This window comes from Arthrobacter sp. TmtSoilC48 (genome assembly GCF_059739425.1).
On the sequence record NZ_AP046049.1, the window covers coordinates 662,288 to 687,933 of the forward strand.

At 63.0% G+C, this 25,646-nt stretch carries 30 protein-coding genes; 23 read left to right on the top strand and 7 right to left on the bottom strand.

Features of this window, described 5'->3' with window-relative positions; genetic code table 11:
* Positions 1–4: 4 nt before the first annotated feature.
* From pcaG to AC6I97_RS03205, 8 genes are all read left to right on the top strand, one after another.
* The gene (gene pcaG / locus AC6I97_RS03170; protein WP_497944033.1) at positions 5–604 is read left to right on the top strand and encodes a protocatechuate 3,4-dioxygenase subunit alpha; all 600 of its coding nucleotides are present in this window, start codon (positions 5–7) and stop codon (positions 602–604) included.
* Positions 601–2,013, top strand: coding sequence for a class-II fumarase/aspartase family protein (locus tag AC6I97_RS03175; RefSeq protein WP_497944034.1), 1,413 nt, complete (start codon positions 601–603; stop codon positions 2,011–2,013). The genes pcaG and AC6I97_RS03175 overlap by 4 nt, the downstream gene beginning before the upstream one ends.
* Positions 2,006–2,809, top strand: a complete 804-nt coding sequence (locus AC6I97_RS03180; RefSeq protein ID WP_497944035.1) for an alpha/beta fold hydrolase — start codon at positions 2,006–2,008, stop codon at positions 2,807–2,809. Before AC6I97_RS03175 ends, AC6I97_RS03180 begins: the two co-directional genes overlap by 8 nt.
* Positions 2,806–3,255, top strand: coding sequence for a 4-carboxymuconolactone decarboxylase (gene pcaC / locus AC6I97_RS03185; RefSeq protein WP_224092914.1), 450 nt, complete (start codon positions 2,806–2,808; stop codon positions 3,253–3,255). The genes AC6I97_RS03180 and pcaC overlap by 4 nt, the downstream gene beginning before the upstream one ends.
* A 76-nt stretch (positions 3,256–3,331) precedes the next feature.
* Positions 3,332–4,546, top strand: coding sequence for a thiolase family protein (locus tag AC6I97_RS03190; protein ID WP_309928299.1), 1,215 nt, complete (start codon positions 3,332–3,334; stop codon positions 4,544–4,546).
* A gap of 7 nt (positions 4,547–4,553) precedes the next feature.
* A complete protein-coding gene (locus tag AC6I97_RS03195; protein ID WP_497944036.1) occupies positions 4,554–5,240 on the top strand; it encodes a 3-oxoacid CoA-transferase subunit A in 687 nt (228 codons plus the stop codon).
* A gap of 2 nt (positions 5,241–5,242) precedes the next feature.
* Positions 5,243–5,911, top strand: coding sequence for a 3-oxoacid CoA-transferase subunit B (locus AC6I97_RS03200; protein ID WP_309928297.1), 669 nt, complete (start codon positions 5,243–5,245; stop codon positions 5,909–5,911).
* Between the two features lie 145 nt (positions 5,912–6,056).
* Positions 6,057–6,860 carry an IclR family transcriptional regulator domain-containing protein gene (locus AC6I97_RS03205; protein ID WP_309928296.1) on the top strand — a complete coding sequence of 268 codons (804 nt, stop codon included), beginning with the start codon at positions 6,057–6,059 and terminating at the stop codon, positions 6,858–6,860.
* Between the two features lie 18 nt (positions 6,861–6,878).
* On the opposite strand, the gene AC6I97_RS03210 is transcribed toward AC6I97_RS03205, so the two are convergent.
* Together AC6I97_RS03210 and AC6I97_RS03215 are read right to left on the bottom strand one after the other, a co-directional pair.
* On the bottom strand, positions 6,879–7,223 hold the full coding sequence (locus AC6I97_RS03210; RefSeq protein WP_309928295.1) for an iron chaperone: 345 nt from the start codon (positions 7,221–7,223) through the stop codon (positions 6,879–6,881).
* Positions 7,224–7,263: 40 nt separating this feature from the next.
* A complete protein-coding gene (locus AC6I97_RS03215; protein ID WP_442017275.1) occupies positions 7,264–7,662 on the bottom strand; it encodes a RidA family protein in 399 nt (132 codons plus the stop codon).
* A gap of 134 nt (positions 7,663–7,796) precedes the next feature.
* On the opposite strand from AC6I97_RS03215, the gene AC6I97_RS03220 reads away from it, so the two are divergent.
* The 8 genes from AC6I97_RS03220 (at position 7,797) to AC6I97_RS03255 (ending at position 17,133) form a co-directional block, all read left to right on the top strand.
* Positions 7,797–8,657 (top strand): fumarylacetoacetate hydrolase family protein, encoded by an 861-nt coding sequence (locus AC6I97_RS03220; RefSeq protein WP_497944037.1) that lies wholly within the window; start codon positions 7,797–7,799, stop codon positions 8,655–8,657.
* Between the two features lie 65 nt (positions 8,658–8,722).
* On the top strand, positions 8,723–9,205 hold the full coding sequence (locus AC6I97_RS03225) for a cupin domain-containing protein (protein ID WP_497944038.1): 483 nt from the start codon (positions 8,723–8,725) through the stop codon (positions 9,203–9,205).
* A 5-nt stretch (positions 9,206–9,210) separates the two neighbouring features.
* The gene (locus tag AC6I97_RS03230) at positions 9,211–10,077 is read left to right on the top strand and encodes an acyl-CoA thioesterase (RefSeq protein WP_497944039.1); all 867 of its coding nucleotides are present in this window, start codon (positions 9,211–9,213) and stop codon (positions 10,075–10,077) included.
* 59 nt (positions 10,078–10,136) lie between these two features.
* Positions 10,137–11,816, top strand: a complete 1,680-nt coding sequence (locus AC6I97_RS03235) for an AMP-binding protein (protein ID WP_497944040.1) — start codon at positions 10,137–10,139, stop codon at positions 11,814–11,816.
* 14 nt (positions 11,817–11,830) lie between these two features.
* A complete protein-coding gene (locus AC6I97_RS03240; protein ID WP_497944041.1) occupies positions 11,831–14,221 on the top strand; it encodes a bifunctional salicylyl-CoA 5-hydroxylase/oxidoreductase in 2,391 nt (796 codons plus the stop codon).
* Positions 14,222–14,223: 2 nt separating this feature from the next.
* The gene (locus tag AC6I97_RS03245; protein ID WP_497944042.1) at positions 14,224–15,603 is read left to right on the top strand and encodes an MFS transporter; all 1,380 of its coding nucleotides are present in this window, start codon (positions 14,224–14,226) and stop codon (positions 15,601–15,603) included.
* Positions 15,604–15,610: 7 nt separating this feature from the next.
* The gene (locus AC6I97_RS03250) at positions 15,611–16,117 is read left to right on the top strand and encodes an acyl-CoA thioesterase (RefSeq protein ID WP_497944043.1); all 507 of its coding nucleotides are present in this window, start codon (positions 15,611–15,613) and stop codon (positions 16,115–16,117) included.
* An 80-nt stretch (positions 16,118–16,197) separates the two neighbouring features.
* On the top strand, positions 16,198–17,133 hold the full coding sequence (locus tag AC6I97_RS03255) for a PaaX family transcriptional regulator (protein ID WP_497944044.1): 936 nt from the start codon (positions 16,198–16,200) through the stop codon (positions 17,131–17,133).
* A 33-nt stretch (positions 17,134–17,166) separates the two neighbouring features.
* Here AC6I97_RS03255 and AC6I97_RS03260 read toward each other — a convergent pair whose 3' ends face one another.
* Positions 17,167–17,949 (bottom strand): VOC family protein, encoded by a 783-nt coding sequence (locus AC6I97_RS03260; RefSeq protein WP_309928286.1) that lies wholly within the window; start codon positions 17,947–17,949, stop codon positions 17,167–17,169.
* Positions 17,950–18,208: 259 nt separating this feature from the next.
* Positions 18,209–18,850, bottom strand: coding sequence for an NADPH-dependent F420 reductase (locus AC6I97_RS03265; RefSeq protein ID WP_224165799.1), 642 nt, complete (start codon positions 18,848–18,850; stop codon positions 18,209–18,211).
* Between the two features lie 104 nt (positions 18,851–18,954).
* Here AC6I97_RS03265 and AC6I97_RS03270 point away from each other — a divergent pair, with 104 nt between their 5' ends.
* Positions 18,955–19,662: an HAD family hydrolase gene (locus tag AC6I97_RS03270; protein ID WP_309928284.1), complete on the top strand. Its 708-nt coding sequence runs from the start codon at positions 18,955–18,957 to the stop codon at positions 19,660–19,662.
* Positions 19,663–19,733: 71 nt separating this feature from the next.
* Complete coding sequence (locus AC6I97_RS03275; RefSeq protein ID WP_224092958.1) at positions 19,734–19,946, top strand: DUF4177 domain-containing protein; 213 nt, start codon at positions 19,734–19,736, stop codon at positions 19,944–19,946.
* A 17-nt stretch (positions 19,947–19,963) separates the two neighbouring features.
* Here AC6I97_RS03275 and AC6I97_RS03280 read toward each other — a convergent pair whose 3' ends face one another.
* The 3 genes from AC6I97_RS03280 to AC6I97_RS03290 all read right to left on the bottom strand — a co-directional run bounded on the left by AC6I97_RS03280 (position 19,964) and on the right by AC6I97_RS03290 (position 21,680).
* Positions 19,964–20,488, bottom strand: a complete 525-nt coding sequence (locus AC6I97_RS03280; RefSeq protein WP_497944045.1) for an SRPBCC domain-containing protein — start codon at positions 20,486–20,488, stop codon at positions 19,964–19,966.
* A gap of 110 nt (positions 20,489–20,598) precedes the next feature.
* Positions 20,599–21,000 (bottom strand): hypothetical protein, encoded by a 402-nt coding sequence (locus tag AC6I97_RS03285; RefSeq protein WP_497944046.1) that lies wholly within the window; start codon positions 20,998–21,000, stop codon positions 20,599–20,601.
* 68 nt (positions 21,001–21,068) lie between these two features.
* The gene (locus AC6I97_RS03290) at positions 21,069–21,680 is read right to left on the bottom strand and encodes an NADPH-dependent FMN reductase (protein ID WP_216927281.1); all 612 of its coding nucleotides are present in this window, start codon (positions 21,678–21,680) and stop codon (positions 21,069–21,071) included.
* A 185-nt stretch (positions 21,681–21,865) separates the two neighbouring features.
* On the opposite strand from AC6I97_RS03290, the gene AC6I97_RS03295 reads away from it, so the two are divergent.
* The 5 genes from AC6I97_RS03295 (at position 21,866) to AC6I97_RS03315 (ending at position 25,627) form a co-directional block, all read left to right on the top strand.
* Positions 21,866–23,074: a Re/Si-specific NAD(P)(+) transhydrogenase subunit alpha gene (locus tag AC6I97_RS03295; protein WP_497944047.1), complete on the top strand. Its 1,209-nt coding sequence runs from the start codon at positions 21,866–21,868 to the stop codon at positions 23,072–23,074.
* Positions 23,074–23,409 carry an NAD(P) transhydrogenase subunit alpha part 2 gene (locus tag AC6I97_RS03300; protein WP_497944048.1) on the top strand — a complete coding sequence of 112 codons (336 nt, stop codon included), beginning with the start codon at positions 23,074–23,076 and terminating at the stop codon, positions 23,407–23,409. Before AC6I97_RS03295 ends, AC6I97_RS03300 begins: the two co-directional genes overlap by 1 nt.
* Positions 23,406–24,779: an NAD(P)(+) transhydrogenase (Re/Si-specific) subunit beta gene (locus tag AC6I97_RS03305; protein ID WP_224092968.1), complete on the top strand. Its 1,374-nt coding sequence runs from the start codon at positions 23,406–23,408 to the stop codon at positions 24,777–24,779. Before AC6I97_RS03300 ends, AC6I97_RS03305 begins: the two co-directional genes overlap by 4 nt.
* Positions 24,780–24,917: 138 nt before the next feature.
* A complete protein-coding gene (locus AC6I97_RS03310; RefSeq protein ID WP_224165793.1) occupies positions 24,918–25,160 on the top strand; it encodes a hypothetical protein in 243 nt (80 codons plus the stop codon).
* Positions 25,161–25,279: 119 nt separating this feature from the next.
* Positions 25,280–25,627, top strand: coding sequence for a hypothetical protein (locus tag AC6I97_RS03315; RefSeq protein ID WP_224092974.1), 348 nt, complete (start codon positions 25,280–25,282; stop codon positions 25,625–25,627).
* Positions 25,628–25,646: the final 19 nt, after the last annotated feature.

The window sequence follows — 25,646 nt, forward strand, 5'->3', positions numbered from 1 at the left end:
GCACATGAGCAAGCTGACACCCACACCGGGCCAGACGGTCGGACCCTTCTACGGTTACGCCCTTCCCTTTAACAAGGACAACGAACTCCTGGCTCCGGGCAGCACCGGAAGCATCCGCTTGCAGGGAACCGTCTACGACGGCGCCGGCAACACCATCCCGGACGCCATCCTTGAGATCTGGCAGCCGGACTCCGACGGCAACATCGTCCAGCGCACGGGCTCCCTGGTCCGCGACGGCTACACGTTCACTGGTTGGGGCCGCGGCTCGGTCGGTAACTCCGGCGTCTACACCTTCACCACGGTCAACCCCGGCCCCACGAAACCGGGCGCTGCGCCGTTCATCTCCGTAGCCGTGTTCGCCCGCGGCCTCATGAACCGCCTCTTCACCCGCGTCTACCTGCCGGAAAACGTGGAAGCACTGGCCAACGACCCGCTGCTGAGCTCCCTGGACCCGGAACGCCGCAAGACGCTCATCGCCCGCCGCGACCCCGACGGTGGGCTCACCTGGGACATCCGGCTCCAGGGCGGCGACGAGACCGTGTTCCTGGACTTCCAGCAGGACGGTTCACTCGAGACCAGCGTCAACGCGGACTCACAGCCATGACCGACGGCGACTTCGGCCTCCTTAGCCCAGTGTCGGCGTCGCCCGCTGTCGCGGCGCTGACGGGCGACCGTGCCGTGATCGCGGCAATCCTCGACGTCGAGGCCTCCTGGGCTGCCGTCCTCGAGGAAGCGGGGCTCGTCCCTGCTGGTTCCGCCGCAGTTGTGGCCGAAGCCGCTGATCCCGGTTCTTACGACGTCGCTTCTGTGGCGGAACGCGCCCAGGGCGGGGGCAACCCTGTGATTCCGTTGCTTGGTGACCTGCGCGCCAAGGTGAAATCCAAGGATTCGGGAGCGGCAAGCGCCGTGCACACCTCCCTCACCAGCCAGGACGTCCTCGACTCCGCCCTCATGCTGCTCGCCAGCCGCGCCGTTTCTGCATTGCTCGTTGACGTTAAGCGAACGACGACGGCGCTCGCCACCTTGGCGGAACAGCATGCGGAAACGCTGTGCGTCGGGAGGAGCCTGACGCAGCATGCGCTTCCGTACACCTTCGGGCTCAGGGCTGCGCAGTGGTTCCAAGGGGTTGCTGCGGCAGCTGCCCGGCTGGAGTCGCTTCATTTGCCTGTTCAGTTCGGCGGTGCCGGAGGAACGCTGGCTTCGGGGACCAAACTGACTGCTTCCTCGCAGACCACGCCTTTTGAATTGGCGGATTCTTTGGCCTCGAAGCTTGGCCTTGCAGCGGCTCCTGCTCCATGGCACACCAACCGACTGGCCGTCACATCCTTGGGCGATGGACTTGCGGCACTGGTTGATTCCTTCGGCAAGATCGCCGCGGACCTGCTGTTCCTGAGCAGGCCCGAAGTGGGCGAACTCGGCGAACCGCTCGCCGCCGGACGAGGGGTCTCCTCGGCCATGCCGCAAAAGCAGAACCCCGTACTGTCCGTGCTCGTCCGCAGTGCGGCGCTGCAGGCACCAGCCCTCGCATCGCAGCTCCACCTCGCCGCGGCAACCTTCAACGATGAGCGCCCGGACGGTGCTTGGCACAGCGAATGGCCGGCCCTGCGTCAGCTGCTCGCATTGGCCTTGGGGGCCGCAGGTCACGTCAGCGAACTCACCGAAGGCCTCCGCGTTTTCCCCGAGGCCATGCGCCGCAACCTGGAAATCTCGGGACCGTTGCTTCTCAGCGAAGGTGTGGCGGCCGCCGTCGCGCCTCTCCTGGGTGCGGATGGAAAGCAGAAGCTGCAGGCCGTCGTCGACGAAACGCTCAAGGCTCCTGCCGCCGAGCAGTCTCGTATCTACACCAAGCTGCTGCGCGAAACCGTCCCCGCGGACAAGCTCTCCGACGCCGAACTCGAAGCGCTCCTGGACCCTGCGAGCTACCTCGGTGAAGCTGCCGAAATAAGCCGCCGGATTCTCGCCGCCTACCCGGACTTCACTGGATCTTCATCGAAAGGAGCCACCCGTGGCTAAGCCAGCCGTCAAGGCCGTGCTGCTATCCCCGCAGCGCGAACTGGGAGCCAAGCCGCTCCTCGTGGTCGGTCCATCGCTGGGCACCTCCACCGTGCTCTGGACCGAAACGGCAGCGCTGCTTGGTGATGAGTACGACGTCATCGGCTGGGACCTCCCCGGCCATGGCATCTCGCCAGCTGCCACGGAAGGTTTCGATATCGCGGAACTGGCTGACGCCGTCGTCGATCTTGTTGACCTTGTGAGCCCGGGCGCGAACTTCCACTACGCGGGCGTTTCGCTGGGCGGCACAGTCGGCCTGCAACTCGGCATCAAGCATGGCGACCGTCTCCGTAGCCTGTCCGTCCAGTGCAGCGGCGCCAAGATTGGCACGCCTGAGGGCTGGCTGGAGCGCGCTGAAACCGTGCGCCAACTGGGGACGCCTGTGATGATCCAGGGCTCCGCCGAGCGTTGGTTCGCTGCCGGGTTCATGGACCGCCAGCCGGAAATCAGCAGCCGCCTCCTGCACTCACTCCGCGACGCGGATCGCTTCAGCTACTCGTTCTGCTGCGAAGCCCTCGCCGGGTTCGACGTCCGCGAGCAACTCGGCAGCATCACCGTCCCCACCCAGGCGATTGCCGGCGTCGAGGATTCGGTTGCGCCGCCGTCGTTCGCTGAAGCTGTTGTCGCCGGTGTCACCGCCGGCGGCGGATTTGCCGTTGTTGAAACGCTCGACGGCGTCGGTCACCTCGCGCCAGCGGAGGCGCCTGCAGTTGTGGCCGGGCTGATGCGGACCTTCATGAAGGAGAACGGACGATGAGCTCTTCAACTGAGCAAAACGGTGCCGAGCGGAACGGTGCCGTGCAGCCGCAAGCGACTGCGCAGGACATTTACGACGCCGGCATGGTGGTCCGCCGCGAAGTGCTGGGAAATGAGCACGTGGACCGTGCGAACGCCAACAAGGATTCCTTTACCGAGGACTACCAGGACATGATCACCAGGATCGCCTGGGGCGGCATCTGGACGCGGCCCGGTCTTAGCCGGCAAATGCGCTCCGCCGTCACCCTCACGGCACTGGTGGCCCATGGTCACTGGGAGGAGCTCGCGATGCACGTCCGGGCGGCCCTCAACAACGGCCTGAGCAGGGATGAAATCAAGGAAATCCTGCTGCAGACCGCAATCTATTGCAGTGTGCCCTCGGCCAACTCGGCCTTCAAAACGGCGCAGAAAGTATTCGCCGAGATCGACGCCAACGAACCCAACTAGGTCGCACTTGTGCGCGTTTAGACCCCCCAAAACGCGCCCTATTGCGACCTAGTTGGGCAAGCAGAAAGAGAAACCCATGAACCAGGCTTTTGTGTACGACGCCGTACGCACACCCTTTGGCAAGTTCGGCTCAGGACTTGCTGCTGTCCGTCCCGATGACCTCGCTGCCCATGTGGTCCGCGAGTCTGTCCGCCGGGCTCCAGGGCTGGACGTTGAGCGGATCGACGAGGTGGTGTTCGGCAACGCCAACGGTGCCGGCGAAGAAAACCGCAACGTGGCCCGCATGGCAACCCTGCTGGCTGGACTTCCGGTGTCCATCCCCGGGACCACGGTCAACCGTCTCTGTGGTTCGTCGTTGGACGCGGCAATCATTGCGTCCCGCCAGATTAATGCCGGCGATGCTGAACTCATGCTCGTGGGTGGGGCAGAGTCCATGAGCCGTGCGCCGTGGGTGCTGCCGAAGACCTCCAAGCCGTACCCGGCCGGTGATATGACGTTGGCGTCCACCACGCTCGGTTGGCGTCTGGTGAATCCGGCCATGAACAAGGACTGGACCATCTCCCTGGGCGAAGCAACCGAGCGGCTGCGCGAGAAGTACGGGATAACGCGTGAGCGTCAGGACCAGTTCGCTGCGGATTCGCACAACCTGGCCGATGCCGCCTGGAGTTCTGGATTCTACGACAACCTTGTGTCGCAGGTGCCGGGAACGGACCTGGTGCGGGATGAAGGCATCCGGGCTGGTTCTTCGGCCGAGAAGCTTGCCGGTTTGAAGACGGTATTCCGGCCTGAGTCTTCAGGGCCCGACGGCGGCACGGTCACCGCCGGTAACGCCTCGCCGCTGTCCGACGGTGCTTCGGCTGCGTGGATTGGTTCTGAGGCTGCTTCGTCGATCCTTGGCATGGATCCCTTGGCCCGCATCGCGGGCAGGGGTGCCCATGGCAACGATCCCCAGTTCTTCGGGTTCGCGCCGGTGGAGGCCGCTAACAAGGCCCTCGCAAAGGCGGGCATCGGCTGGGACCAGGTTGGCGCCGTCGAACTTAACGAAGCGTTCGCCGCGCAGTCGCTGGCATGCGTCGACGCGTGGGGGATTGACCCGTCCATCGTGAACCGCCACGGCGGCGCGATCGCGATGGGCCACCCGCTTGGGGCCTCCGGCACCCGCATCCTGGGCACGCTGGCTCGGTCCCTGCAGGCCTCCGGCCAGCGGTGGGGTGTTGCGGCGATCTGCATCGGTGTTGGGCAGGGCCTGGCTGTGGTGCTGGAAAACGTTTCTGCGGGCGTATCGGAATAGGTGGATCATGCTGAAATTTATTGACACTGTTGGTGAAGCTGTCGCCGGCATCAAGGACGGTTCCACGGTGATGATCGGCGGCTTCGGCAACGCCGGCCAGCCGTTCGAACTGATCGACGCCCTGATGGACTGCGGCGCGAAGGACCTCACCGTGGTCAATAACAACGCCGGCCAGGGTGACCAAGGCCTGGCGTTGCTGATCAAGGAAGGCCGGGTCCGTAAAATGATCTGCTCCTTCCCGCGGCAGTCCGATTCGTGGCACTTCGATGCCAAGTTCCATGCCGGCGAGATTGAGCTGGAACTGGTCCCGCAGGGGAACCTGGCTGAGCGAATCCGTGCCGCGGGTGCTGGGATTGGCGGGTTCTTCACACCCACCGGCTACGGCACTACGCTGGCCGAAGGCAAGGAAACGCGCCTGCTGGATGGAAAGTGGCAGGTGTTCGAAATGCCGATCCACGCCGACGTCGCACTGATCAAGGCACTCAAGGCGGACGGCAAGGGCAACCTCGTGTACCGCAAGACTGCCCGCAACTTCGGCCCCATCATGGCTGCCGCTGCCAAGCACACCATTGTGCAGGTCTCGGAGATCGTGCCGACCGGGTCTTTGGATCCGGAGAACGTGGTGACGCCGGGTATTTACGTCAACAGCGTGGTCCGCGTCGATTCTGCCGATTCAAACAAAAAGGTGGCCTGATCATGCGCACCCAAACAAGTATCCAGACGTCCGAGAAGCCGCTGGGACGCGACGAACTCGCCCAGCTGGTGGCACGTGACATCGCACCGGGTTCGTTCGTGAACCTTGGCATCGGCCAGCCGACGCTCGTGTCCAACTACCTCACCGAGGAACAGAACATCACGCTCCACACGGAGAACGGGATGCTCGGCATGGGTCCGGTCGCCGTTGGGGATGACGTCGATGGTGACTTGATCAACGCAGGCAAGATCCCCGTCACGGAGCTGCCCGGAGCCTCGTACTTCCATCACGCCGACTCGTTCGCGATCATGCGCGGCGGTCACTTGGACATCTGTGTCCTCGGCGCTTTCCAGGTATCCGCCACCGGCGACCTCGCCAACTGGCACACGGGCGCCCCGGACGCGATCCCCGCCGTGGGCGGGGCGATGGATCTGGCCACGGGCGCCAAGGACGTCTTCGTCATGATGACTTTGTTGACGCGCGAGGGCGTGTCCAAGCTCGTGGAACAGTGCACCTACCCGTTGACCGGCGTGGGCTGCGTGACCCGCGTGTACACCGACAAGGCCGTCTTCCTCACGGGGCCCGATGGTGTGACAGTCCGCGAGACGTTCGGGTGCACCTTCGAGGAGATCCAGGAATTGGTCCCGCTGCCCCTGAAGCCCGGCGCCTAAGACTCCCCCGGGTTGTGAGGCCCGCTCTGCTTGGTATTGCCCTGGCAGGGCCCACATCGCCCGGGTTCCCTGGCCGAGCTTGCGAGGTTAGGGAGGCGGTGGGGATGCAGAGCAGGCCCCACAACGCCCCCTAGGATTGGTAACCATGAGCGAATCGGTAGTAACCCCGCAGGCCAGCGACCAGTACGTTCAGTCGTTGGCCCGGGGTCTGTCCGTGATCCGGGCGTTCGATGCGAACAATCCGGTCATGACCCTCAGCGAAGTCGCAGCCCGGACCGACCTCACCAGGGCAACCGCGCGGCGCTTCCTGCACACCCTTGTGGAGCTCGGGTATGTCCGCACCGACGGCAAAACCTTCGCACTCACGGCCAAGGTGCTGCAGCTCGGGTATTCGTACCTTTCGGCATTGTCACTGCCGCAGTTGGCGCAGCCGCACTTGGAGGAACTGTCGCTGAAGCTGGGGGAGTCCACCTCCGCGGCCGTGCTGGACGGCCAGGACATCTTTTACGTGGCTCGCGTAGCCACAAAGCGCATCATGAACGTCGGCATCACCGTGGGCACCCGTTTCCCGGCCTACGCCACTTCCATGGGCCGTGTGCTGCTCGCCGGTCTCCCACAGGCCAAGCTCGAGGCATACCTGGCCAGGGTCGAACTCAAGCCCATCACACCGCGAACCGTGGCCAATGCGACAGACTTGAGGGCCGCCGTCGAGCATGTCCGTGCGCAAGGCTGGTGCCTGTTGGACCAGGAACTGGAAATCGGCCTGATGTCCATCGCGGCGCCGGTGTGGAACCACAACAATGGCGATAACGTTGCGGCAATCAACGTGTCCCTCCAGGCCCAGGCTGTCGCGGCGGAGCCGGACCCGGACAAGTATCTTGAGTCGGTGCGGCAGGAAGTCGTCGCAACGGCCAACGCGATCTCACAGGACGTGTCCGCCAAACACTGATTCGCCGGACGGGCGCCTCTACTTCCTGATCGCAGCCAGCCGCGTCTCAAGAATCCGCCGAACCATGGAGTCGGGAACAGGGTTGTCCGCAGAGAACCGCAATGTCCCCGGCGACCACGAGTAGCCTCCCAACTCCTCCGACATCTCCGGCAGGATCTGGCCGCTAAAAGGGTACAGGGCCAGATGGTTCTTGGTTTCGAGCACGCTCACGAAGCCCTTGCCGTCCACAAGCAAGGCAGGCATGCCGTAGCTGGTGCCTTCCTCGGCGTCGGGCGCGAGTTCCCGGGCGATGTCAACGATCCGCTCCAGCATCCGCCGGTTGTCTTCGCTGACGCTGGCCAAGTATTCGGTGACGGTTCCCATGGTGACATCCTCCGTCACCGCAAGTGCAAGAGCCAGAGATTTAGCCCTCAGGAATAACTGCGATGCCCTGGATTTCGATCAGGGCTTCTTTCTGCCACAGCCGGGTGACGCCGATGCCGGCCATCGCCGGGTACTGTGTGCCAGCCATTTCACGCCAGATCCGTCCGATCTCGCGGCCGTTCGCCATGTAGTCGTCCACGTCCGTCAGGTAGATCGTCACGTTGACCAGGTCCTCCGGCTGTCCGCCAGCCTCGCGCAGCGTGGTGAGGACGTTGGAGAACGCCTGCGTGAACTGCTCCACGATGCCGCCGGGGACGATGTTCATGTTCTTGTCCAAAGCCGTCTGTCCACCCAGGAACACCGTGTTGCCGGCAAGCATGCCGTGCGCAAAACCGGATGGCTTGGGGAGCGACTCAGGGTTGATCGTCTTGTGGCTCATGCTGTTCCTCCTCGTTGTGGCAACTGCAAAAACTTTTGAAATGCCTCTGTGCAGATCATTTCTGCCGTGCTACGTTGAGCATATGTGACGATCGTAAAAAAGTCGACACATTGAATCCAGAAGGAGCAGAACCCATGAAACTTGCCACCTTGCGCACCTCCGGCGGAAGTACGACGGCGGCACTCGCCACGGGCGTCGACACGTACCTTGCGTTGCCGGCCACCGACGTCGGCGCGCTCCTGGCCCAGCCGGAATGGCGGTTGATCGCCGAGAAGGCAGCGGAAGCAGGGCAGCCCGTCATCGCAGCAACTGAAGCCGACTTTGCCCCGCTCCTGCCGCGCGCCGGAAAAGTCATCTGTTGCGGACTGAACTACGGGGACCACATCCAGGAAATGGGCCGCGAACTTCCTGAGTACCCCACCCTTTTCGCCAAGTACGCGGACACCCTGGTGGGCGCTACTGACGCCGTAGAAGTCCATGGCAGCGGTCGCGTGGACTGGGAAGCCGAGCTCGCCGTCGTCGTGGGTTCTGAACTGTTCCGTGCTGAGGAAGATCAGGCCCGGAAGGCGATTGCCGGTTACACGGTTGCCAACGACGTCTCCATGCGTGACTGGCAGAACCGCACGCTGCAGTGGTTCCAGGGCAAGGCCTTCGACGCAACCACACCAGTGGGCCCGGTGATGCTGACTGCGGACGAGGCCAGCGAGAGCTTCGAAGTCCGTGGCTACGTCAATGGTGAACTCGTGCAGCAGGGCAATACCAGCACCCTGGTGTTCGGCCCCGCGAAGCTCCTTTCGTACATTTCCCAGTTCACCACCCTGCGCCCCGGCGATCTCGTACTCACGGGCACGCCAGGGGGAGTAGGCATGGGAATGACCCCGCCGCGTTTCCTGAACGACGGCGACGTCCTCGCAACCGAAATCGACGGCATCGGCCGCTTGGAAAACCAGTTCCGGATCCACGCGCCAGTCGCGCCAGTCCCCGCCAACGCCTAAAACTCACGGCCAACGCCTAAAACCCCCTGCCAACGCCTAAGACGCACCGCCAAAAGGAGAACCCCATGAGCCAGACCACCACCGAATACCGCCTTGAAGGCGACAACTCCATCTATGCCGGCGCTGACGGCAAGGTCGTCCCCGTAGTGACCCGCGCGGGTGAAGAAGACACCAACACCGCCCAGTCCGGGGATTGCATCCGCGTCTCCGGAGTAAGCATCCAGCACACTCCGGCAACCAAGATCTGGTTCGGCCAGGTTTCCAACACCCCCGGGTACCGCTCCCTGCCCCACCACCACGGCGAAGCCGAAACCGGCGGCTACGTACTTCGTGGCCACGGCCGCATCTACTTCGGCGAGAACTACTCAGAGTTCATCGACATGAAGGCCGGCGATTGGGTGTTCGTTCCGCCGTTCATGCCGCACGTCGAAGCAAACATGTCCGTCACCGAAGAACTCGTGTGGCTGACCGCCCGCACCCCGGAGAACCTCGTGGTCAACCTCGAAGACGTCCCGGACGAAACCCTCGCCGACTACCGCCGGGCATAACCACCATGATCACTGGAACCTTGACCTCGGAGACCTTCCTCAGGGCTGTGGACCTCACCCCAACAGAGGCCCAGGTTTTCGACGAAGCCTATGAAGCGACCACCCAATACGTGCCGTGGCCCAAAGCCTATGGCGGAGACATGGTGGCCCAGGCGGCAGCGGCCATGATGCTTTCCGTGGACGCCGACAGGCAGCTCCACTCGATGCACAGCTACTTCATGAGACCCGTGGACATCGGTGCGCATGTTCGTTATGAAGTGGAACGTTTGCGCGACGGTCGCGGCTACTCCACCCGTAATGTCCGCGGTTTCCAGAATGGCAAGCCTGTATATGCCGCGATGGGTTCGTTCCAGGTTCCCGAAGATGGTCCGGACTTCCAGCCGGAGGCTCCTGCCGCCGTCGAGCCTGAATCGCTGCGTTCCGCAGCGGAAGCGCTGGACGGGACAGAAGGCCCAGCCGCAGACTATTGGTCTACAGGCCGTAGTTTCGACATGCGGCATATTCCGGGACCGGTATACATTGAGCTTGAGGGTGGATCCATGCCTCAGCAGGCGATTTGGGTCAAGGCTTTCGACAGCCTCCCTGAAGACGCCAACCTGCACCGTACTGCCCTTGCCTACGTTTGCGACTACACGATCCTGGAGCCGCTACTCCGGATCAACGGACTTAACTGGTCCAGTCCCGGGCTCACCACCGCCAGCCTTGACCACTCCATGTGGTTCCACCGCGATGGCCGCGCCGACGACTGGGTCCTCTATGCACAAGAGGCCATATCAGGCCAAAGCAACAGGGGCCTGGCGATGGGCCGCTTCTTCGACCGGCAAGGAAGGCTCCTCGCCACAGTCGCCCAAGAAGGCATGATCCGCGCCTGAACAGTCTTACCCCCAACACCATCCCCAGCTTCACTGATGCACCACTGAAAGGAACGGCCATGAGCATGACGCCATCGGCCCACGTGGACACGTTCACCCGCGACCACCTGCCGCCCGCCGACACTTGGCCGGCGCTCGAATTTACCCTTCCCGAACTCCACTACCCGGAGCGGCTGAACGCAGCCGCCGTACTGATCGACAACGCCGTCGAGACGTACGGCCCGGACCGGCCAGCGCTCCGGACCCCGGATGGCACGGTTTGGACCTACGGCGAATTGCAAAAGCACTCCAACCAGGTTGCCCAGGTCCTTACCGAAGACCTGGGGGTTGAGCCCGGAAACCGTGTGCTGCTCCGCGGTCCGAATAATCCGTGGCTGGTTGCTGCCTGGCTGGGCGTTCTTAAGGCGGGCGCCGTGGTGGTCACCACGATGCCCATGCTGCGTTCCAGCGAAGTGGCCACGTTGATCCAGCTCACCAAGCCCGTGGTCGCGATTTCCGATCACCGCTTCGTGGATGAGCTCGCGACGGCGGCGGGCGAGGACGTCACCGTCCTCAGCTACGGAGGACCCGACGACGGCGACCTCACCGTCCGTTGCGAAGGCAAGAGCGGGGAGTTCGCGGCTGTGGACACGGCTGCGGACGACGTAGCCCTGCTGGGGCCGACGTCCGGGACGACGGGTGTGCCCAAGGTGACCATGCATTTCCATCGGGACGTCCTGGCGAATGCGGACACTTTTGCCCGCCACATCCTGCAGCCCACCGCTGATGATGTCTTCGCTGGTTCCCCGCCGCTTGCTTTCACGTTCGGGCTTGGCGGATTGGTGATCTTCCCGCTGCGGTTTGGCGCGTCGTCGCTTTTGACGGAGAAAGCCGGGCCTGTGGAACTGGCCGAGCATGCTTCGGCTGCAGGGGCCACCATCCTTTTCACGGCTCCTACTGCCTACCGGGCGATCCTGAAGGAAAAGCGCGGGGACTTGCTCCGTGGCCTCCGCGTTGCGGTTTCGGCGGGCGAACACTTGTCCAAGGAGACCTGGGAAGCGGTCCGTGAAGCGACCGGCCTGAAGCTGGTCAATGGAATCGGCGCCACAGAGTTGCTTCATGTGTTCATTTCCGCTGCCGGGGATGACATCCGTCCAGGTACTACAGGCAAGGCCGTGCCGGGGTTCCGCGCCACCATTCTTGATCAGGACGGCGAGGAGCTCGGCCCTGGCCAGTCCGGCCGTCTGGCCGTGATTGGGCCGACGGGTTGCCGCTACCTGGACGACGCACGCCAAGCGAATTACGTCGTGAATGGCTGGAATGTCACGGGCGACACTTTCTCGATGGATGAGGACGGGTACTTCACGTACCAGGCCCGCTCCGACAACATGATCGTTTCTTCCGGTTACAACATCGGCGCGCCCGAGGTGGAAACGGCCATCGACCAGCACCCGGACGTGGTGGAGAACGCGGTGATCGGCCGCCCTGATCCTGAGCGCGGGAGCATTGTGTGCGCGTTTATCGTCCTGCGCGAGGGCGTCATTGGCGACGCCGCGAAGCGTAAGGAAATCCAGGACTTCGTGAAGCAGACCATCGCCCCGTACAAGTACCCGCGCGATGTCCGCTTCGTCACCGAGCTGCCGAGGAATCCCAGCGGCAAACTCCAGCATTTCAAGCTCCGCGATGGCCTCCTCAACGAGAGCGCCACAGGCGAAGCACAAACCCAACAACTTACCCCCGCCGGCCAAAGCCAGGCTTGAGAAGGAGCATGAGCATGAAGATCGCAATTGTTGGAGGCGGCCCGGGTGGGTTGTACTTCGCAGCACTGATGAAGCAGCTGGATGCCTCGCACGAGATCACCTTGTGGGAGCGGAATGCTGCCAGCGACACGTTTGGTTTCGGTGTCGTGTTTTCCGATGAGACTCTCGGCGGGATCGGGAACGCGGACCCGGTGGTCGCGGAGTACATGAGCCGCCGGTTCGCGCGGTGGTCCGATATTGACATCCATTTCCGTGGCGAGGTGGTCACGGTGGGCGGACAGGGCTTCGCGGCAATGAGCCGGAAGGAGTTGCTGGAGTTGCTGCAGCGCCGCTGCATCGAACTGGGCGTCGATGTCCGGTTCTCCACGCTGGCCCCGGCCATAGAGGACCTGGAGGCGAACTATGACCTGGTGCTGGCAGCTGATGGTGTGAATTCCCAGATTCGTGCCCGGTACGCGGACGCGTTCGGCCCGGACCTGGACCCGCGGACCAACAAGTTCATGTGGCTGGGCACGGACCAGGTGTTCGAGGCGTTCAAGTTCTTCGTCAAGGAAACCGAGTTCGGTGTCATGCAGATCCATGGCTACCCGTACTCCGATGAGGGTTCGACGTTCATCGTGGAAATGCACCAGGACGTATGGCACGCGGCGGGGTTCGACGAGACCGCCAACGAGGTCTTCCCTCCCGGAGTTTCGGATGAGAAGGCGATCGCGAAGATCCGCGGGATTTTCGCCGAGGAACTGGACGGCTACGAGGTCCTGTCGAACAACTCCAAGTGGATCAACTTCACCACGGTGCGGAACCAGAGCTGGCGCAAGGGCAACGTGGTCCTGCTTGGCGACGCCGCGCACACCGCGCACTTCTCGATCGGCTCGGGCACGAAACTGGCCATGGAAGATTCCCTCGCCCTGGCCGCGTGCCTGCATGAACACCCGGATGTGGATTCCGCCCTGGCCGCGTACGAGGCCGAGCGCCGTCCCGTGGTCGCCTCAACGCAGCGCGCCGCGCAGGCTTCGCTGGAGTGGTTCGAACGGATCGGCCAGTACAAGGACCAGGACCCCACCCGGTTCGCGTTCAACCTGCTTACCCGCAGCCGCCGCATCACCCAGGAAAACCTGCGCCTGCGCGACCCCGAATTCGCCGACGCCGTGGACCGCAACTTCGCTGAATCCCAGGGCCTGTCCCAGGTAGCGCCGGCGATGTTCCAGCCCTTCCGCATCGGAGAACTGGAACTGAAGAACCGCATCGTCGTTTCGCCCATGGACATGTACTCCGCCACCGACGGGATCCCGGGGGACTTCCACAAAGTCCACCTCGGCTCCAAAGCCCTCGGCGGTGCGGGCCTGGTCATGACCGAAATGGTCTGCGTGTCCGAAACCGGGCGTATCACCCCCGGCTGCAGCGGCCTCTACACCGATGAGCAACGCGACAGCTGGAAGGAAATTGTGGACTTCGTCCACACCCGTTCCACCGCCAAGATCGGCGCGCAGCTGGGCCACTCCGGCCGGAAGGGCTCCACCAAACTCATGTGGGAAGGCATCGACCAGCCCCTCGAGACCGGCAACTGGCAGGCCGTTGGTCCGTCCGCCGTGCCCTACGGCCCGGAAAACCAGACCCCGGCGGAACTGGACCGCGCAGGCATGGACGCCATCCGGGATGAGTTCGTCGCCGCCACGATCCGCGCTGGTGAGGCAGGCTTTGACCTCCTGGAAATCCACGCCGCGCACGGCTACCTGCTCTCTTCCTTCCTCTCCCCGGTCTCGAACAAGCGCACCGACGAGTACGGTGGCAGCCTTCAGAACCGGCTGCGGTTCCCATTGGAAGTATTCGACGCCGTCCGCGCGGCCTGGCCCGCCCACAAGCCGGTCACGGTGCGGATCTCCGCGACGGACTGGATCGAAGGCGGCAACACCTCCGACGATTCGGTCGAGATCGCCAAGGCCTTTGTGGAGCACGGCGCTGCCGGGCTGGACGTTTCCACCGGCCAGGTAGCCAAGGAAGAGAAGCCCGCGTTCGGGCGCAGCTACCAGACCCCGTTCGCGGACCGCATCCGCCAGGAAGTCGCCGCCCCTGCCGGGGTGGCCGTGATCGCCGTCGGAGCGATCTCCAGCTACGACGACGTGAACTCCATCCTCCTGGCAGGACGCGCGGACCTCATCGCCTTGGGCCGAACCCACCTGTACGACCCCCAATGGACCCTGCACGCCGCCGCTGAACAGGAATACCACGGCCCCGGCGCCGCATGGATCCCGCAATTCCGCGCCGGCCGCCGCAAGCCCCCCAGCACACGCACCGACGCCGTCCGCCCCCGGCTGTCCCTGCTCCGCGAACCCGACACCGAAGAAACAACCAACCACCTCCGCTGGACACCCGCGTCCGCCACTGCGTCTGCGCTGGTGAAGTAGCCATGGCCGCCGCACCTGTCAATGACTGGAACGTGCCCAAGCGCACCACCGGCTTGGTGCTGATTTGTTGCTGGCTCGCCATACTCGCGGAGGGCTACGACGTCGGCGTTCTGGGGGCAGTGCTTCCGGCGCTGGCCGAGTACAAGGAATGGAACCTCAGCCCGCTTGCGCTCGGCGGCCTCGGATCATATGCCTTGATTGGCATGCTTATCGGAGCCCTGTTCATCGGAACTCTGAGTGACCTCGTTGGCCGCAAGAAGATGCTGTTGGCGTCCATGGTGATCTTCACCCTCACGCAGGCAGGTGCGGCCTGGGCTCCGACGCCCGAGCTGTTTGGATTCTTCAGGCTCATCGGCGGACTCGGTATGGGCGGTGTCATCCCCGTGGCCGCAGCCCTGACCATCGAGTACTCAGCTCCCAACAGGCGTTCCTACAACTATGGCCTCATGTATTCCGGCTACTCGCTGGGCATCGTTGCGGCCGCGCTTGCTGCAATGTTCGTGCTGCCGGTTGGTGGCTGGCGGGCCGTGATTGCTATTGGTGCCGCGCCGGTTGTCCTGCTGCCGATCATTTGGAAGTTCCTCCCGGAGTCCTTGGAGTACCTCGAGTCCAAGGGACGCAAGAAGGAAGCGAAGACCTTGGCTGCCAAGCTGGAGATCGTCGACTACCGGCCGGTTGCAACTGTCGCGCAGCCCGGTTCACACACCGCCGATCCGTGGTGGAAGACCATCACCACCATGTTCTCCAGGAAATACCTGCGGTCCACGGTGTTCTTCTGGGTTTCCCTGTTCTGCGGACTGGTACTCGTCTACGGGCTCAACACCTGGCTGCCGAGCATCATGAAGAAGGCCGGCTACGATCTTGGTTCATCCCTGACGTTCCTGTTGGTCTTCAGCCTGGCCTCGGCCATCGGCGGCCTGCTCCTGGGCCGCGCGGCAGACAAATACGGCAAGAAGCTCATCCTGGTGGTGTTCTACATCCTGGGTGGCCTGGGCATCATGCTCCTGGTCTTCCCCAACACCATGGTGGTAAACCTGCTGTTCGTAGCATTTGCCGGCGTTGGCTCGATCTCCACGTCCCTGGTCCTGACCGGTTACATCGCCGACTACTACCCGGCCAAAGTTCGCGGTACGGCTACGGGTTGGGCCCTCAGCTTTGCCCGTCTCGGCGCAATCTCCGGACCCTTGATCGGCGGCTGGATCGCAGGTTCCAAGCTTCCTTTCGAAGCCAACTTCGCCATCTTCGCCGGTATCGCAGTGGTGGCCGCGGCCGCCGTCGCAATGATTCCGAAGCCGCAACCCGAGGTGACCGTTGTTACGTCCAAGGCGGGAGCCGGCGTCGCGGATCCGGACGACCAGACCGCAGCAGTCAGCCCCCGCTAGGAGAACCATGGACGCGTTTCCTGAAGCGAGCGTTGAGCGGACGGTCGAGTGGGTGGACACCGATGCCTCCGGCCACCAACACAATTCGGCCATCCTCCGATGGGTGGAAGCTGCCGAGGCAGAGCTGTTCCGCTCCTTGGAGCTGCCCGACTACTTCCCCAACGCTCCTCGCGTCCAGCAGGTGATCAACTACAAGGCCAAGCTCTGGTTCGGCCAGCGCGTCACCGCCACGGTGAAAATCCACGCGCTCGGCCGGACCTCGCTCACCATGGCCTTCGAGGTCCGTGGCCACCCCCTTGAAGATACGGCCAGCGGAACGCCCGACGGCGGCACCCACCAAGGTGCATCGTCTCAGGATGCGTCGCCTCAGGATGCGTCGCCTCAAGGTGCATCGTCGGAGGGCAGCGAGGTGGCCGCCTTCGGGACAGTGACCACGGTCCACGTCCCCAACGGCACAACGGCGTCCCAGCCTTGGCCGGAACATTTCGTGCGGGCTGTGCGGTCTGCCGGATAGCATCCCGCCGGATGACTTTGAGGTCCATGTTGAAGCCCAACATGGACCTTAAAGTCATCTGTGTTATCTATGGCGCACCTATGATGAACATGACTGGCGCCTTACCAGGGCGCGGAAATGAGGGTCCTTCAATGTTCGCCGTCCCGGCACCCCCGGTGCGCCATCAGCAACTCCTGGTCACCATCTTCGGTCTTTATGGCCGGAACGCTGGTGATGCGTTGCCGGTCTCCGCGCTGGTTTCGATGCTCGGTACGCTCGGCTATGACGCGCCGGGTGTGAGATCGTCCGTTTCCAGGCTTAAGGCAAAAGGTGTCCTGAAGAGCGTCCGGGAAGGCGGCATTGCCAAGTACAAGATCGCCGAATCGGTGAGCGACGTTTTCCGTGAAGGTGATCGGCGGATCTTCGCCCCGGAACAGCCGGCTCCCGTGGATACGTGGGTGCTCGCCGTGTTCTCCGTGCCCGAGTCGATGCGGAACCGCCGGCACCAGCTGAGGTCCGCTTTGTCCAGCCTGGGATTTGGGTCCGTGGCGTCCGGGGTATGGATCGCTCCGGCACACAAGCTGGAGCAGGCCCGCGAACGCCTGACCGCCGGCGGGCTGATCGAATTCGTAGACCTCTTCCGCAGCGACTACGTTTTCGATGGCCCCATGCGGCCCAAGATCTCCGAATGGTGGGATCTCAAGGAACTCGATGAACAATTCACGGAGTTCCTTGAGATCTACCGGGGCGCAGAGCAGCAGTGGGTTGACTTGGTGGGCACCGACCCTGCGGCGGCCCTGGCTGATTCCACGGCGGAAATGCGACGCGACGCTTTCCGTTACTACATCCCGATGCTTACCTTGTGGCGCAAGTTCCCTTACCGGGATCCCAACCTCCCGGCGGACTACCTCCCGCCCGAATGGCATGGGCCGGAAGTCCGCCGGACCTTCCAGGCTGTGCACCGTCTCGCGGCGCCGCTCGCAGCGGCACACGCCCAAGAGGTCATCAGCGAAGCTTTGGACGCTGTCCTGACGTAGCCGTTGGTACGGGCCTAGTCCTTAATCCCGGGCCTAGTCCTTGGTCCGGGGTGCGTCGATGATGCCAAAGATTTCTCCCTGCGGTGCCTGCAGGATAGCCATCCGCCCCATGGGGCTGTTCGTGAGGGGCATCAACGCCGAAGCGCCGAGTTCCAAGGCTGTTGCGGCAGTTCGATCGACGTGGTCGCTGGCAAACCACGCCAACCAGTGGTTCGGGACGCCCTCGGCAATTTCGGTGTCGTGATGAATGCCGCCCACTTCGCGGCCATCGGATGGGCGCTTGATGGTTGCGTAAATGAATCCGTCCTGGTCGATGTCCTGGTAGGTGTAGCCGAAGACATCTGCATAGAAGGACCGGGCCAGCGCGTAGTCGCGGGTGTGGAGTTCGTTCCAGCACAATGTGCCGTGCTCGTTGACCCGCTCTGCCCCGATATGGCTGCCTGCCTGCCAGATGCCAAAGGCCGCGCCGACACTGTCCGCAGCAATTGCCATGCGGCCGGAATCCATCACATCGAAGGGCGGAGCAATGAGTTGGCCGCCAGCCGCTCCTACCTCTTTAGCCGTGGTGTCTACATTGTCCGAAGCAAGATAGGTGGTCCAGACGGTTGGCATGTTGGAATCCTGTTTAGGGCCAAGTCCCGCAACTGCCTTTCCGTCGAGTTGGGCCAGCAGGTAGCCCCCTGCTTCCTCGTCGCCGGAGAGGTAATTCCAGCCGAACAGTTCGGTGTAGAAGGACGTCGCGGCAGGGAGATCGTCGACGCCCAGATCCACCCATGCGGGTGTTCCTGCAGGCCATTTCTCAGTTCGGGTAGACATAGCAACTCCTCGGGTTCGGGGCTTAATAGGCGCGACTGCCTCCCGGAATGCCCTATGCGCGGGGTTTCCTGGGAGGCAGCCACTCATCATGTGCGTCCAGCAGCCAATTCGTGATGCGAATCCCGGCCCAAATCCCGGCCTCAAATCGTGGCCGCCCTCATGGAGTGGCAGCACCCAGGCACCCCAGTACAAAGGAAGCGGCAGGCGTAAGCCGCCTGCCGCCGTCGTGCGTGTTCTGTTATCAGATGGTCCGCGCTTATCAGAGGGTGCGCGTTGCCTTGGCGAGGTTGTCGCGAAGTTCGTCCGCGTTCTGACGGATGACGTAGGCGGGGCGGTCGCGCTCGACGCGCCAGCTGTCTTCGAGTGGCCCGATGTTGACGGTGTCGAAACCGAACTCGTCGTACAGCCTGGTCACGAGTTCGGCGGCTTCCGGGAAGTCACTGGCCGTGGCCAATGCCCGGCGGTTGGGCGTGCCGGCAGGGGTGCCGTCGGTGGTGATGTCTTTGGCGAAGATGTGGTTGAAACCCTTGGCCACCTTGGATGTGGGCAGGTGCTTCTGGAGCAGGCCTGACGTTGTGGCCTCGCCGTTGTCGAGCGCGGGAATGCGGCCATCGCGCTCCCAGTAATAGTTGTTGGTGTCGATGACGATTTTGCCTTCGAGCGGTTCTGCGGGGATGTCCTGATAGTTCTTCAGGGGAACGGTTACGACGGCGAAATCACCCGCCGCTGCTGCCTCAGCTGCCGTCGCGGCCCGGGCACGCGGCCCGAGTTCTGTGACCAGTTCCGCAAGGGTTTCCGGCCCCCGTGAATTGCTGATCACGACGTCGTAGCCAAGTTCCACTGCCTTGCGTGCCACCTGGCTGCCAATGTGTCCTGCACCGATGATTCCGATTGTTGTCATAATCAGGCCAACAAGATGTTGCAGACGCGTATTTCCGGCGTTACGCATTATGTCGAAGTCAGAGGTGAGTTTCCGTGGATGGTAGTCATAAGTAGACTTACTAAATGTCTACTCGAGCCAACTCCAGTTCCAAGAAACGCGGTGTCCTCTTTGACGTCGATGGGACGTTGATCGACTCCAGCTACTTCCACGCGTTCGCCTGGTGGCAGGCGTTCAGGCGGGAAGGAATGGACATCCAGATCTCCAGCATTCATCGCTGCGTCGGAATGGGTGGCGACAAGCTGGTCCAGCACCTGGTTCCGGACTGTCCGGAAGATCTACAAAAGGAACTCAAATCCGCGCACGGGGCTGTCTTTTCGACGTTCTGGCCGTCACTGCGCGCCTTCGATTCTGCACGGGACCTTCTTGCCGCTTGCTCCGACTCCGGGCTGGCGGTTGGGCTGGCATCGTCAGCCCAAGAGCGCGACCTTGATGTCAGCAGGCGGCTCCTCGACGCCGGCGGATCCATCGACGCGTGGACCAGCTCCAATGACGCGGACGAAAGCAAGCCGGCCCCGGATATCCTCCTGGCGTGTTTGAAGAAGCTGGAACTCGAGCCAGCCGACGTCGTATTTGTTGGCGATGCAGTCTGGGATGTGAAGGCTGCGGCGGCAATCGGCGTTCCCGCTATTGCCCTGACTTGTGGTGGTATCAGCGAGGCAGAACTCCGCGACGCAGGCGCCGCGGAGGTCTACGACAATCCGCGGCACCTGCTGGAGAATCTGGAAAGCAGCGCCATTGGCAGGCTAACGACGGAGACAGTCCGCGGTTAGACGGCACCACGGCCGCCGCCGCGTTGAGTAGCATTGCCTCCAATTGACCAGCAACGGAAGGGAGCGGTGTCATGCAGCAGTATGTCGTCCTGCAAGTGATCCTCAAGGAGAAACTGTGGGGAACCGGTTCGGGCAATCTGACCTCCTTGGAGAAGGCCATCAACGATCAGGCCGCGAAGGGCTACCGGCTGCACACGATTACCACGGCGAGCAGCGGGAGCAAGGGGATGATCGGCGGCGGGGACCGCATCCAGGCAACGATGGTGTTTGAGCGCGTGGGCTAGCCGACGGTATCACCAGCCTATGCTTTGAGCGCGCCCGGTATCCCGTTGAGGCGAAGGGTCGTCCCTGTGCGCAGATGAGGTAAGTCAGCGCTGCCGTCTCCGGTTCGCGTGAGGAACGTGACCTGCTCCGTCCAGGTCAGCCTGGTTGTGCCGATTTCCGCATCGGCCAGGGTCACCGTTACCAGTGATGCCCACCGGGTTACATCGTCCACGATGGCTTCGTAGACGAAAACAATTCGGCGATCGGGCGTGATGTCGAGGTAGCGCGATCGATTGCGCAGTTCCTGGTCCTGGCTGTCTGGCATTTCGAAGGTGCTGCTCGCCTCCTCACCGCCGCCAATGCGGAAGTCGTGATCGTAATTGGCTCCCGTTCCCGGCATCCGAAACCAGCGCCGGCGCAACCGATCGTCCGCGAACAGGGCGAAGACGTCCCCCCGGTCCGCCTCGAAATCCCGTGTGATGCTGAAGGTCTCGTGCCTGACATCCGAAGCCTGCCCACCACCCGTTAGGTCGGAAGGGTGCCCATCGTGCAACTCAGTCATGTCAGCCAACTCTCTGTTCTCTCATCACGTATCTGTAGGAACAGAGGCAGGCCGCAGTTGCTTCCCGCGCCCCACAGCGCGCCGGACGCCCGGTCCCGTCTAGGCTTCGCCTAGAGCGGCTCGTCCCTCACTTCCTCATTCCGGCCGCGTCCTCGAACCGCCCAGATGATCAGCGCAATGACGATGATCGCAGCAACGGCGGCCAGGATCCACGGTGTCACGTCTGTGCGGGTTTGTTCCTGCGGGTCCGACTCGCCAGTCCCTGGGTTGGCAGGTCCGCTGGTTGCCGGGTTGGACGTGGTTTGCCCACCCGACGAAGGAGCCGGGTTTGTGGGTGTTGCCGTTGACGGGCCGGACGGGTTGCTCGGCGAGGCCGACGGTGTGGGGGTGGTGGCAGCCACGTGGCCTTGCAGAGCGGCTGCGTTTGCTGCGTTTGCTGCTGCCGCGACGGACAACAGGGACCCCGTGAAGAGGGTCAGTGCCAGGGTTGCCAGGGCTAATCTACGAAGCATCGTTTCTCCTATGGGAAAGGGCGTGTTCGCGAATCCTCGTACTAGTAAGCATACTGACCAATAAGGGACTAGCGCGTGAGCTTGGCCGAATCCGGTTCCTGATCGCCGATATGGCCCGGAGCGTTGGCTGCCAGGACACGCTGGACGAACGCGCTGTATTCCGCCATATAGTGGCGCAGCAACCCTGCCGTGCCCTCGTCCTTAACCGAGCCGTCGTCGTCGTACGCGTCCGCGACGAAGCGGATGTAAGCCTCCGGCGCATTCAGCTGGGGTGCGTCGAGGAAGCTGAGCACGCTGCGCATGGAGGACTGCATCACCGCGGTTCCGATGCCGCCCGGCGACGCTCCGATGATGCCGGTGGGCTTCCGGGCGAAGGAGTTGGTGCCCCACGGCCGGGATCCCCAGTCGATGGCGTTCTTCAAAGCGCCTGGAATGGAACGGTTGTACTCGGGTGAGACGAACAGGATGCCGTCCGACGCGGCGATCGCATCCTTCAATTCCCTGCCGGCAGGCGGAAAGTCGGAGTCGTAGTCGGAGCTGTACAACGGGAGGTCCCGGATGGCGATCTCATGGAACTCCAGTTCCGGAGGCGCCACGCTGATGAGGGCTTTGGAGAGGACGCGGTTGATAGATGTACTGGAGAGGCTTCCGACGAAATAGCCGATTTTGAATGTGTCCATGGCGGCGTTCCTTCCCGACGGCACGGCCGGAACCGGCTCGTCGACGGTGTGGAGGCTGGGTGCCCCAGCTTCCACCGACCCTAATGGACTTGTCCACATAGCGCACCCCCCTACTCCCGTCCGGACCCTTGCGGCCATAGACTCGTGCCAACTGGTTCTGGAGAGTTCCCGAAGAGGGGTGGCGGGTGAAAGCAGGCATAGCGCGCGAGGCACTCGATGGTGAGCGCAGAGTGGCAGCCACGCCCGAAACGGTCAAGCAATTGACCGGGTTGGGCCTTGATGTTGAGATCGAGTCCGGGGCGGGGATCGCCTCCGGACATAGCGACGACGAATACCGGCAGGCCGGCGCTTCCGTTGTGCAGTCATTGGACCTCGGATCCCTGGACGTTTACTGCCACGTGCGTCCCATGGAACCGTCGACGGCGGGAGCCCTCCGCCCTGGTTCGGTCACCGTCGGGTTGGGGTCGCCGTCGTCGGAGTTACCAACGGTGCGGGCGCTCGCCGCAGGTGGCATCACATCCTTTGCGCTGGAACTGGTTCCCCGGATCTCGCGGGCACAGTCCATGGACGCCCTCACCTCACAGGCATTGGTGGCCGGATACCGCTGCGTCCTCGAGGCCGCGACGCGTCTGCCACGGTTCTTCCCCTTGTACATGACCGCGGCCGGGACCATTCCGCCGGCCCGTGTCCTGGTGCTGGGTGCCGGTGTGGCCGGGCTCCAAGCGATCGGCACCGCCAAGAGGCTGGGCGCGCGGGTTTCGGCCAATGACATCCGTCCGGCGTCGGCGGACGAAGTGGCTTCCATGGGCGGGACATTCATCAAGCTGGACCTTGAAACCGCTGAGGCTTCAGGAGGGTATGCGCGTGAACTCAGCGCAGACAGGGGTGCTTTGCAGCGTGCGCTCTTGACCCCGCATGTGGCGCAGGCCGATGTCCTCATCACAACCGCCGCCGTACCCGGACGGCGCGCACCGCTGCTGGTGAGCCGTGAAATGGTCCAAGGGATGCGCCCTGGATCTGTCGTAGTAGATCTGGCGGCTGAGTCAGGCGGCAACGTGGAAGGCAGCATCCCCGGGCAGGACATCCACATCCCCACCGCTGATGGGCAAGGTGAAGTGACCTTGGTGGGGCTCAAGGACCCAGCATCCGCAATGCCCGCAGATGCCTCCCGTTTGTTCGCCAAGAACGTGGCCAACCTGATCGCATTGATGACCAGGGAGGGAGTGGTGGCCCCCGACTTTGAGGACGAGGTTGTGGCGGGAACCTGCCTCACCCACGACGGCGAGGTGCGGCACGGGCCAACAGCTGAAGCACTCGCGGCGCTCGCGGGTGAGACCGGCCCCTTTGGAAGTGCCCACACAGCGGCCAACCCTGGCAGTGAAGGAGTGCATTGATGGATGGCATGAGTCTGCTCACGATCACCGTACTGGCAGTTTTCGTGGGCTTCGAGGTCGTCTCCAAAGTCTCCAGTACCCTCCATACACCCCTGATGTCCGGGGCAAATGCGATCCACGGAATCATTCTGGTGGGTGCCATCATCGTCGCGGGCCAGGCCTCTGATCCGTGGGTACTGGCAGTCGCCCTGCTGGCTGTCGTCCTGGCCACGGCCAACCTTGTGGGCGGATTCGTGGTGACGGACCGCATGCTGGAGATGTTCCGTGGGAGGCAACGGCCGTCGTCGTCAGTTGTCTCGTCCGGGGAACATGCGGGCAAGGAGCGCGGCCGGTGACTCTTCTGGATCCCACGTGGACGGCTCTCCTTTACCTCGCAGCGGCTGCTTGTTTCATCCTTGCTTTGAAGGGACTCAATTCCCCTCGGACTGCACGGCGCGGAAACCTCATCGGGGCGTTCGGTGCTTTGTTGGCCGTGGTTACTGTGTTCGTCTCGGTGAAGCTGGACAACGTTCCGTGGATCGTTGGGGCAATAGCCGTGGGATCGGTGGTGGCCGCACCTGTGGCGCGCCGCGTTCAGATGACACAGATGCCGCAACTCGTGGCCCTGTTCAACGGTGTGGGTGGCGGTGCGGCTGCGCTCGTGGCATTGCTGGAGCTCTCGCATACAGGTGATGCGTGGGTTCGCTTGGCCATTGTGTTCACGCTGCTGGTCGGGGCCGTTTCCTTTGCGGGTTCTGGCGTCACCTTTGCCAAACTGCAAGGGCTCATGACCACACGGCCGGTGACGTTCCCGGGCCTGCCAGTGCTGATGGCTGTGGTGCTGCTGGCCGCAGTGGGCGCAGGGGTGGTGGTGATACTGGATGGTTCATTGCTGCTGGCGTTGGTGCTGCTGATCCTTGGTCTTGTGGCCGGTGTCCTGCTGGTGCTCCCGGTGGGCGGCGCCGATGTACCGATTGTCATCTCGCTGCTCAATGCTTTCACCGGATTGGCCGTTGCCGCGTCGGGATTGGTGCTGGGTAACGTACTCCTGGTGGTTGCCGGAACCCTGGTTGGAGCGTCAGGCACCATCCTCACCCGGGCCATGGCTGCCGCAATGGGCCGAAGCGTTGCGGGAATCATGTTCGGTGCCTTCAAGGGTGGCTCCACGGCTGGGTCCACTGCCGTGAGTGAGCGCCCGGTCAGGTCCTCCAGCCCGGAAGATGTTGCGGTGCTGCTCGGTTACGCCCAACGGGTGATCATCGTTCCGGGGTACGGCTTGGCTGTGGCGCAAGGCCAGCACACAGCCGCTGAATTGGCCTTGGCTTTGGAAGCACGCGGGACAGAGGTTGACTTCGCCATCCATCCGGTGGCCGGACGTATGCCCGGGCACATGAACGTCCTTCTGGCCGAGGCCAACGTGCCCTATGAATCGCTGAAGGAAATGAGCGACATCAATCCGGAGTTCAAGACCGCGGACGTTGCCCTTGTGGTGGGTGCCAATGACGTCGTGAACCCCGCAGCCAAGACCACCTCAGGTTCGCCGATCTACGGAATGCCCATCCTGGAAGTAGCTGAGGCCCGGCAGGTGGTATTCCTCAAACGTTCCATGCGTCCAGGATTCGCCGGCATCGAAAACGAACTTCTCTACGAACCTCAGACCACTTTGCTGTTCGGCGACGCGAAGGATTCGTTGACCAAGGTGTTGGGCGCTGTGAAGGCGCTCTAGCAGGGTTGGCCCCCTAAATTCGGCGCCGATATTCGCGTCATATACGGGTTTGCAGAGCCACATCTTTTGTACAGAAGTCTGCCCAGAAGGCGACTGCGGAAAGATGAATGGCTAGGAGTCAGCGATTTGCAAGACGACATGAAGGATTCGACGCCCGATTCGCGCTTCGACAAACCACAAAGCAAGAGGGTGACGGATTGGAGGCCACTCGTTGGCCAGGATGTGCAGATCTGGCGTGGCAACAAGATCGTGGACCAAGGCCGGGTGGAGGCCGTGACTGCCGACGGCAAGGTTCTATGGCTCAAACAACTTGGAGCAATCGAACGTCGGTTGGTCATGAAGGAACCCGGAACAGGGCTCCGGGTACGGCTCATCCCTTGAACGCAATCCTTGGAGCGCGCGCGACCCCGGCTCTTCCCGGCCATCCGCCGTCGTCCTAAGCTGAACCGTACGAGTTACCCAACCCATGCCGAACCGCCACATCGAAGCGAGGTTGCGCCATGACCGTGAAACTCAACAAGAAAGCCTTCGACAACGCGAAGCACCTGATCCGTGACGGCAAGATCGTCAAGGACGTCCGGGATGACTGGAGCGAGCACGCCCCGTCCACCAAGGACGAGAATGAGTTCCTGGAGAAGAACGGCCAAGCCGAGTATTCCAAGTGGTACCTCGGCGTGGACGACGATCATCCTGCTGACCAAAAGGGCCACTACAAATTTCCCTTCGGCGACTTCAAGAAGATCCACAGATGTGCGGTCATCTCTGCCGAGAGCCGTGCGGCGCAGAACGACTATGACGATATCCGGGATGCGCTCGGCAAGCTGCTCGAACGCATCGATGAGGAATGAGCCGTGACGGGCAAGCTCA

Excerpts from the sequence above, each read along its gene's own strand:
- pcaG (WP_497944033.1), top strand. The coding sequence starts at position 5 with ATGAGCAAGCTGACACCCACACCGGGCCAGACGGTCGGACCCTTCTAC.
- AC6I97_RS03175 (WP_497944034.1), top strand. The coding sequence starts at position 601 with ATGACCGACGGCGACTTCGGCCTCCTTAGCCCAGTGTCGGCGTCGCCC.
- pcaC (WP_224092914.1), top strand. The coding sequence starts at position 2,806 with ATGAGCTCTTCAACTGAGCAAAACGGTGCCGAGCGGAACGGTGCCGTG.
- AC6I97_RS03190 (WP_309928299.1), top strand. The coding sequence starts at position 3,332 with ATGAACCAGGCTTTTGTGTACGACGCCGTACGCACACCCTTTGGCAAG.
- AC6I97_RS03195 (WP_497944036.1), top strand. The coding sequence starts at position 4,554 with ATGCTGAAATTTATTGACACTGTTGGTGAAGCTGTCGCCGGCATCAAG.
- AC6I97_RS03200 (WP_309928297.1), top strand. The coding sequence starts at position 5,243 with ATGCGCACCCAAACAAGTATCCAGACGTCCGAGAAGCCGCTGGGACGC.
- AC6I97_RS03205 (WP_309928296.1), top strand. The coding sequence starts at position 6,057 with ATGAGCGAATCGGTAGTAACCCCGCAGGCCAGCGACCAGTACGTTCAG.
- AC6I97_RS03210 (WP_309928295.1), bottom strand. The coding sequence starts at position 7,223 with ATGGGAACCGTCACCGAATACTTGGCCAGCGTCAGCGAAGACAACCGG.
- AC6I97_RS03215 (WP_442017275.1), bottom strand. The coding sequence starts at position 7,662 with ATGAGCCACAAGACGATCAACCCTGAGTCGCTCCCCAAGCCATCCGGT.
- AC6I97_RS03220 (WP_497944037.1), top strand. The coding sequence starts at position 7,797 with ATGAAACTTGCCACCTTGCGCACCTCCGGCGGAAGTACGACGGCGGCA.
- AC6I97_RS03225 (WP_497944038.1), top strand. The coding sequence starts at position 8,723 with ATGAGCCAGACCACCACCGAATACCGCCTTGAAGGCGACAACTCCATC.
- AC6I97_RS03230 (WP_497944039.1), top strand. The coding sequence starts at position 9,211 with ATGATCACTGGAACCTTGACCTCGGAGACCTTCCTCAGGGCTGTGGAC.
- AC6I97_RS03235 (WP_497944040.1), top strand. The coding sequence starts at position 10,137 with ATGAGCATGACGCCATCGGCCCACGTGGACACGTTCACCCGCGACCAC.
- AC6I97_RS03240 (WP_497944041.1), top strand. The coding sequence starts at position 11,831 with ATGAAGATCGCAATTGTTGGAGGCGGCCCGGGTGGGTTGTACTTCGCA.
- AC6I97_RS03245 (WP_497944042.1), top strand. The coding sequence starts at position 14,224 with ATGGCCGCCGCACCTGTCAATGACTGGAACGTGCCCAAGCGCACCACC.
- AC6I97_RS03250 (WP_497944043.1), top strand. The coding sequence starts at position 15,611 with ATGGACGCGTTTCCTGAAGCGAGCGTTGAGCGGACGGTCGAGTGGGTG.
- AC6I97_RS03255 (WP_497944044.1), top strand. The coding sequence starts at position 16,198 with ATGATGAACATGACTGGCGCCTTACCAGGGCGCGGAAATGAGGGTCCT.
- AC6I97_RS03260 (WP_309928286.1), bottom strand. The coding sequence starts at position 17,949 with ATGTCTACCCGAACTGAGAAATGGCCTGCAGGAACACCCGCATGGGTG.
- AC6I97_RS03265 (WP_224165799.1), bottom strand. The coding sequence starts at position 18,850 with ATGACAACAATCGGAATCATCGGTGCAGGACACATTGGCAGCCAGGTG.
- AC6I97_RS03270 (WP_309928284.1), top strand. The coding sequence starts at position 18,955 with ATGTCTACTCGAGCCAACTCCAGTTCCAAGAAACGCGGTGTCCTCTTT.
- AC6I97_RS03275 (WP_224092958.1), top strand. The coding sequence starts at position 19,734 with ATGCAGCAGTATGTCGTCCTGCAAGTGATCCTCAAGGAGAAACTGTGG.
- AC6I97_RS03280 (WP_497944045.1), bottom strand. The coding sequence starts at position 20,488 with ATGACTGAGTTGCACGATGGGCACCCTTCCGACCTAACGGGTGGTGGG.
- AC6I97_RS03285 (WP_497944046.1), bottom strand. The coding sequence starts at position 21,000 with ATGCTTCGTAGATTAGCCCTGGCAACCCTGGCACTGACCCTCTTCACG.
- AC6I97_RS03290 (WP_216927281.1), bottom strand. The coding sequence starts at position 21,680 with ATGGACACATTCAAAATCGGCTATTTCGTCGGAAGCCTCTCCAGTACA.
- AC6I97_RS03300 (WP_497944048.1), top strand. The coding sequence starts at position 23,074 with ATGGATGGCATGAGTCTGCTCACGATCACCGTACTGGCAGTTTTCGTG.
- AC6I97_RS03310 (WP_224165793.1), top strand. The coding sequence starts at position 24,918 with ATGAAGGATTCGACGCCCGATTCGCGCTTCGACAAACCACAAAGCAAG.
- AC6I97_RS03315 (WP_224092974.1), top strand. The coding sequence starts at position 25,280 with ATGACCGTGAAACTCAACAAGAAAGCCTTCGACAACGCGAAGCACCTG.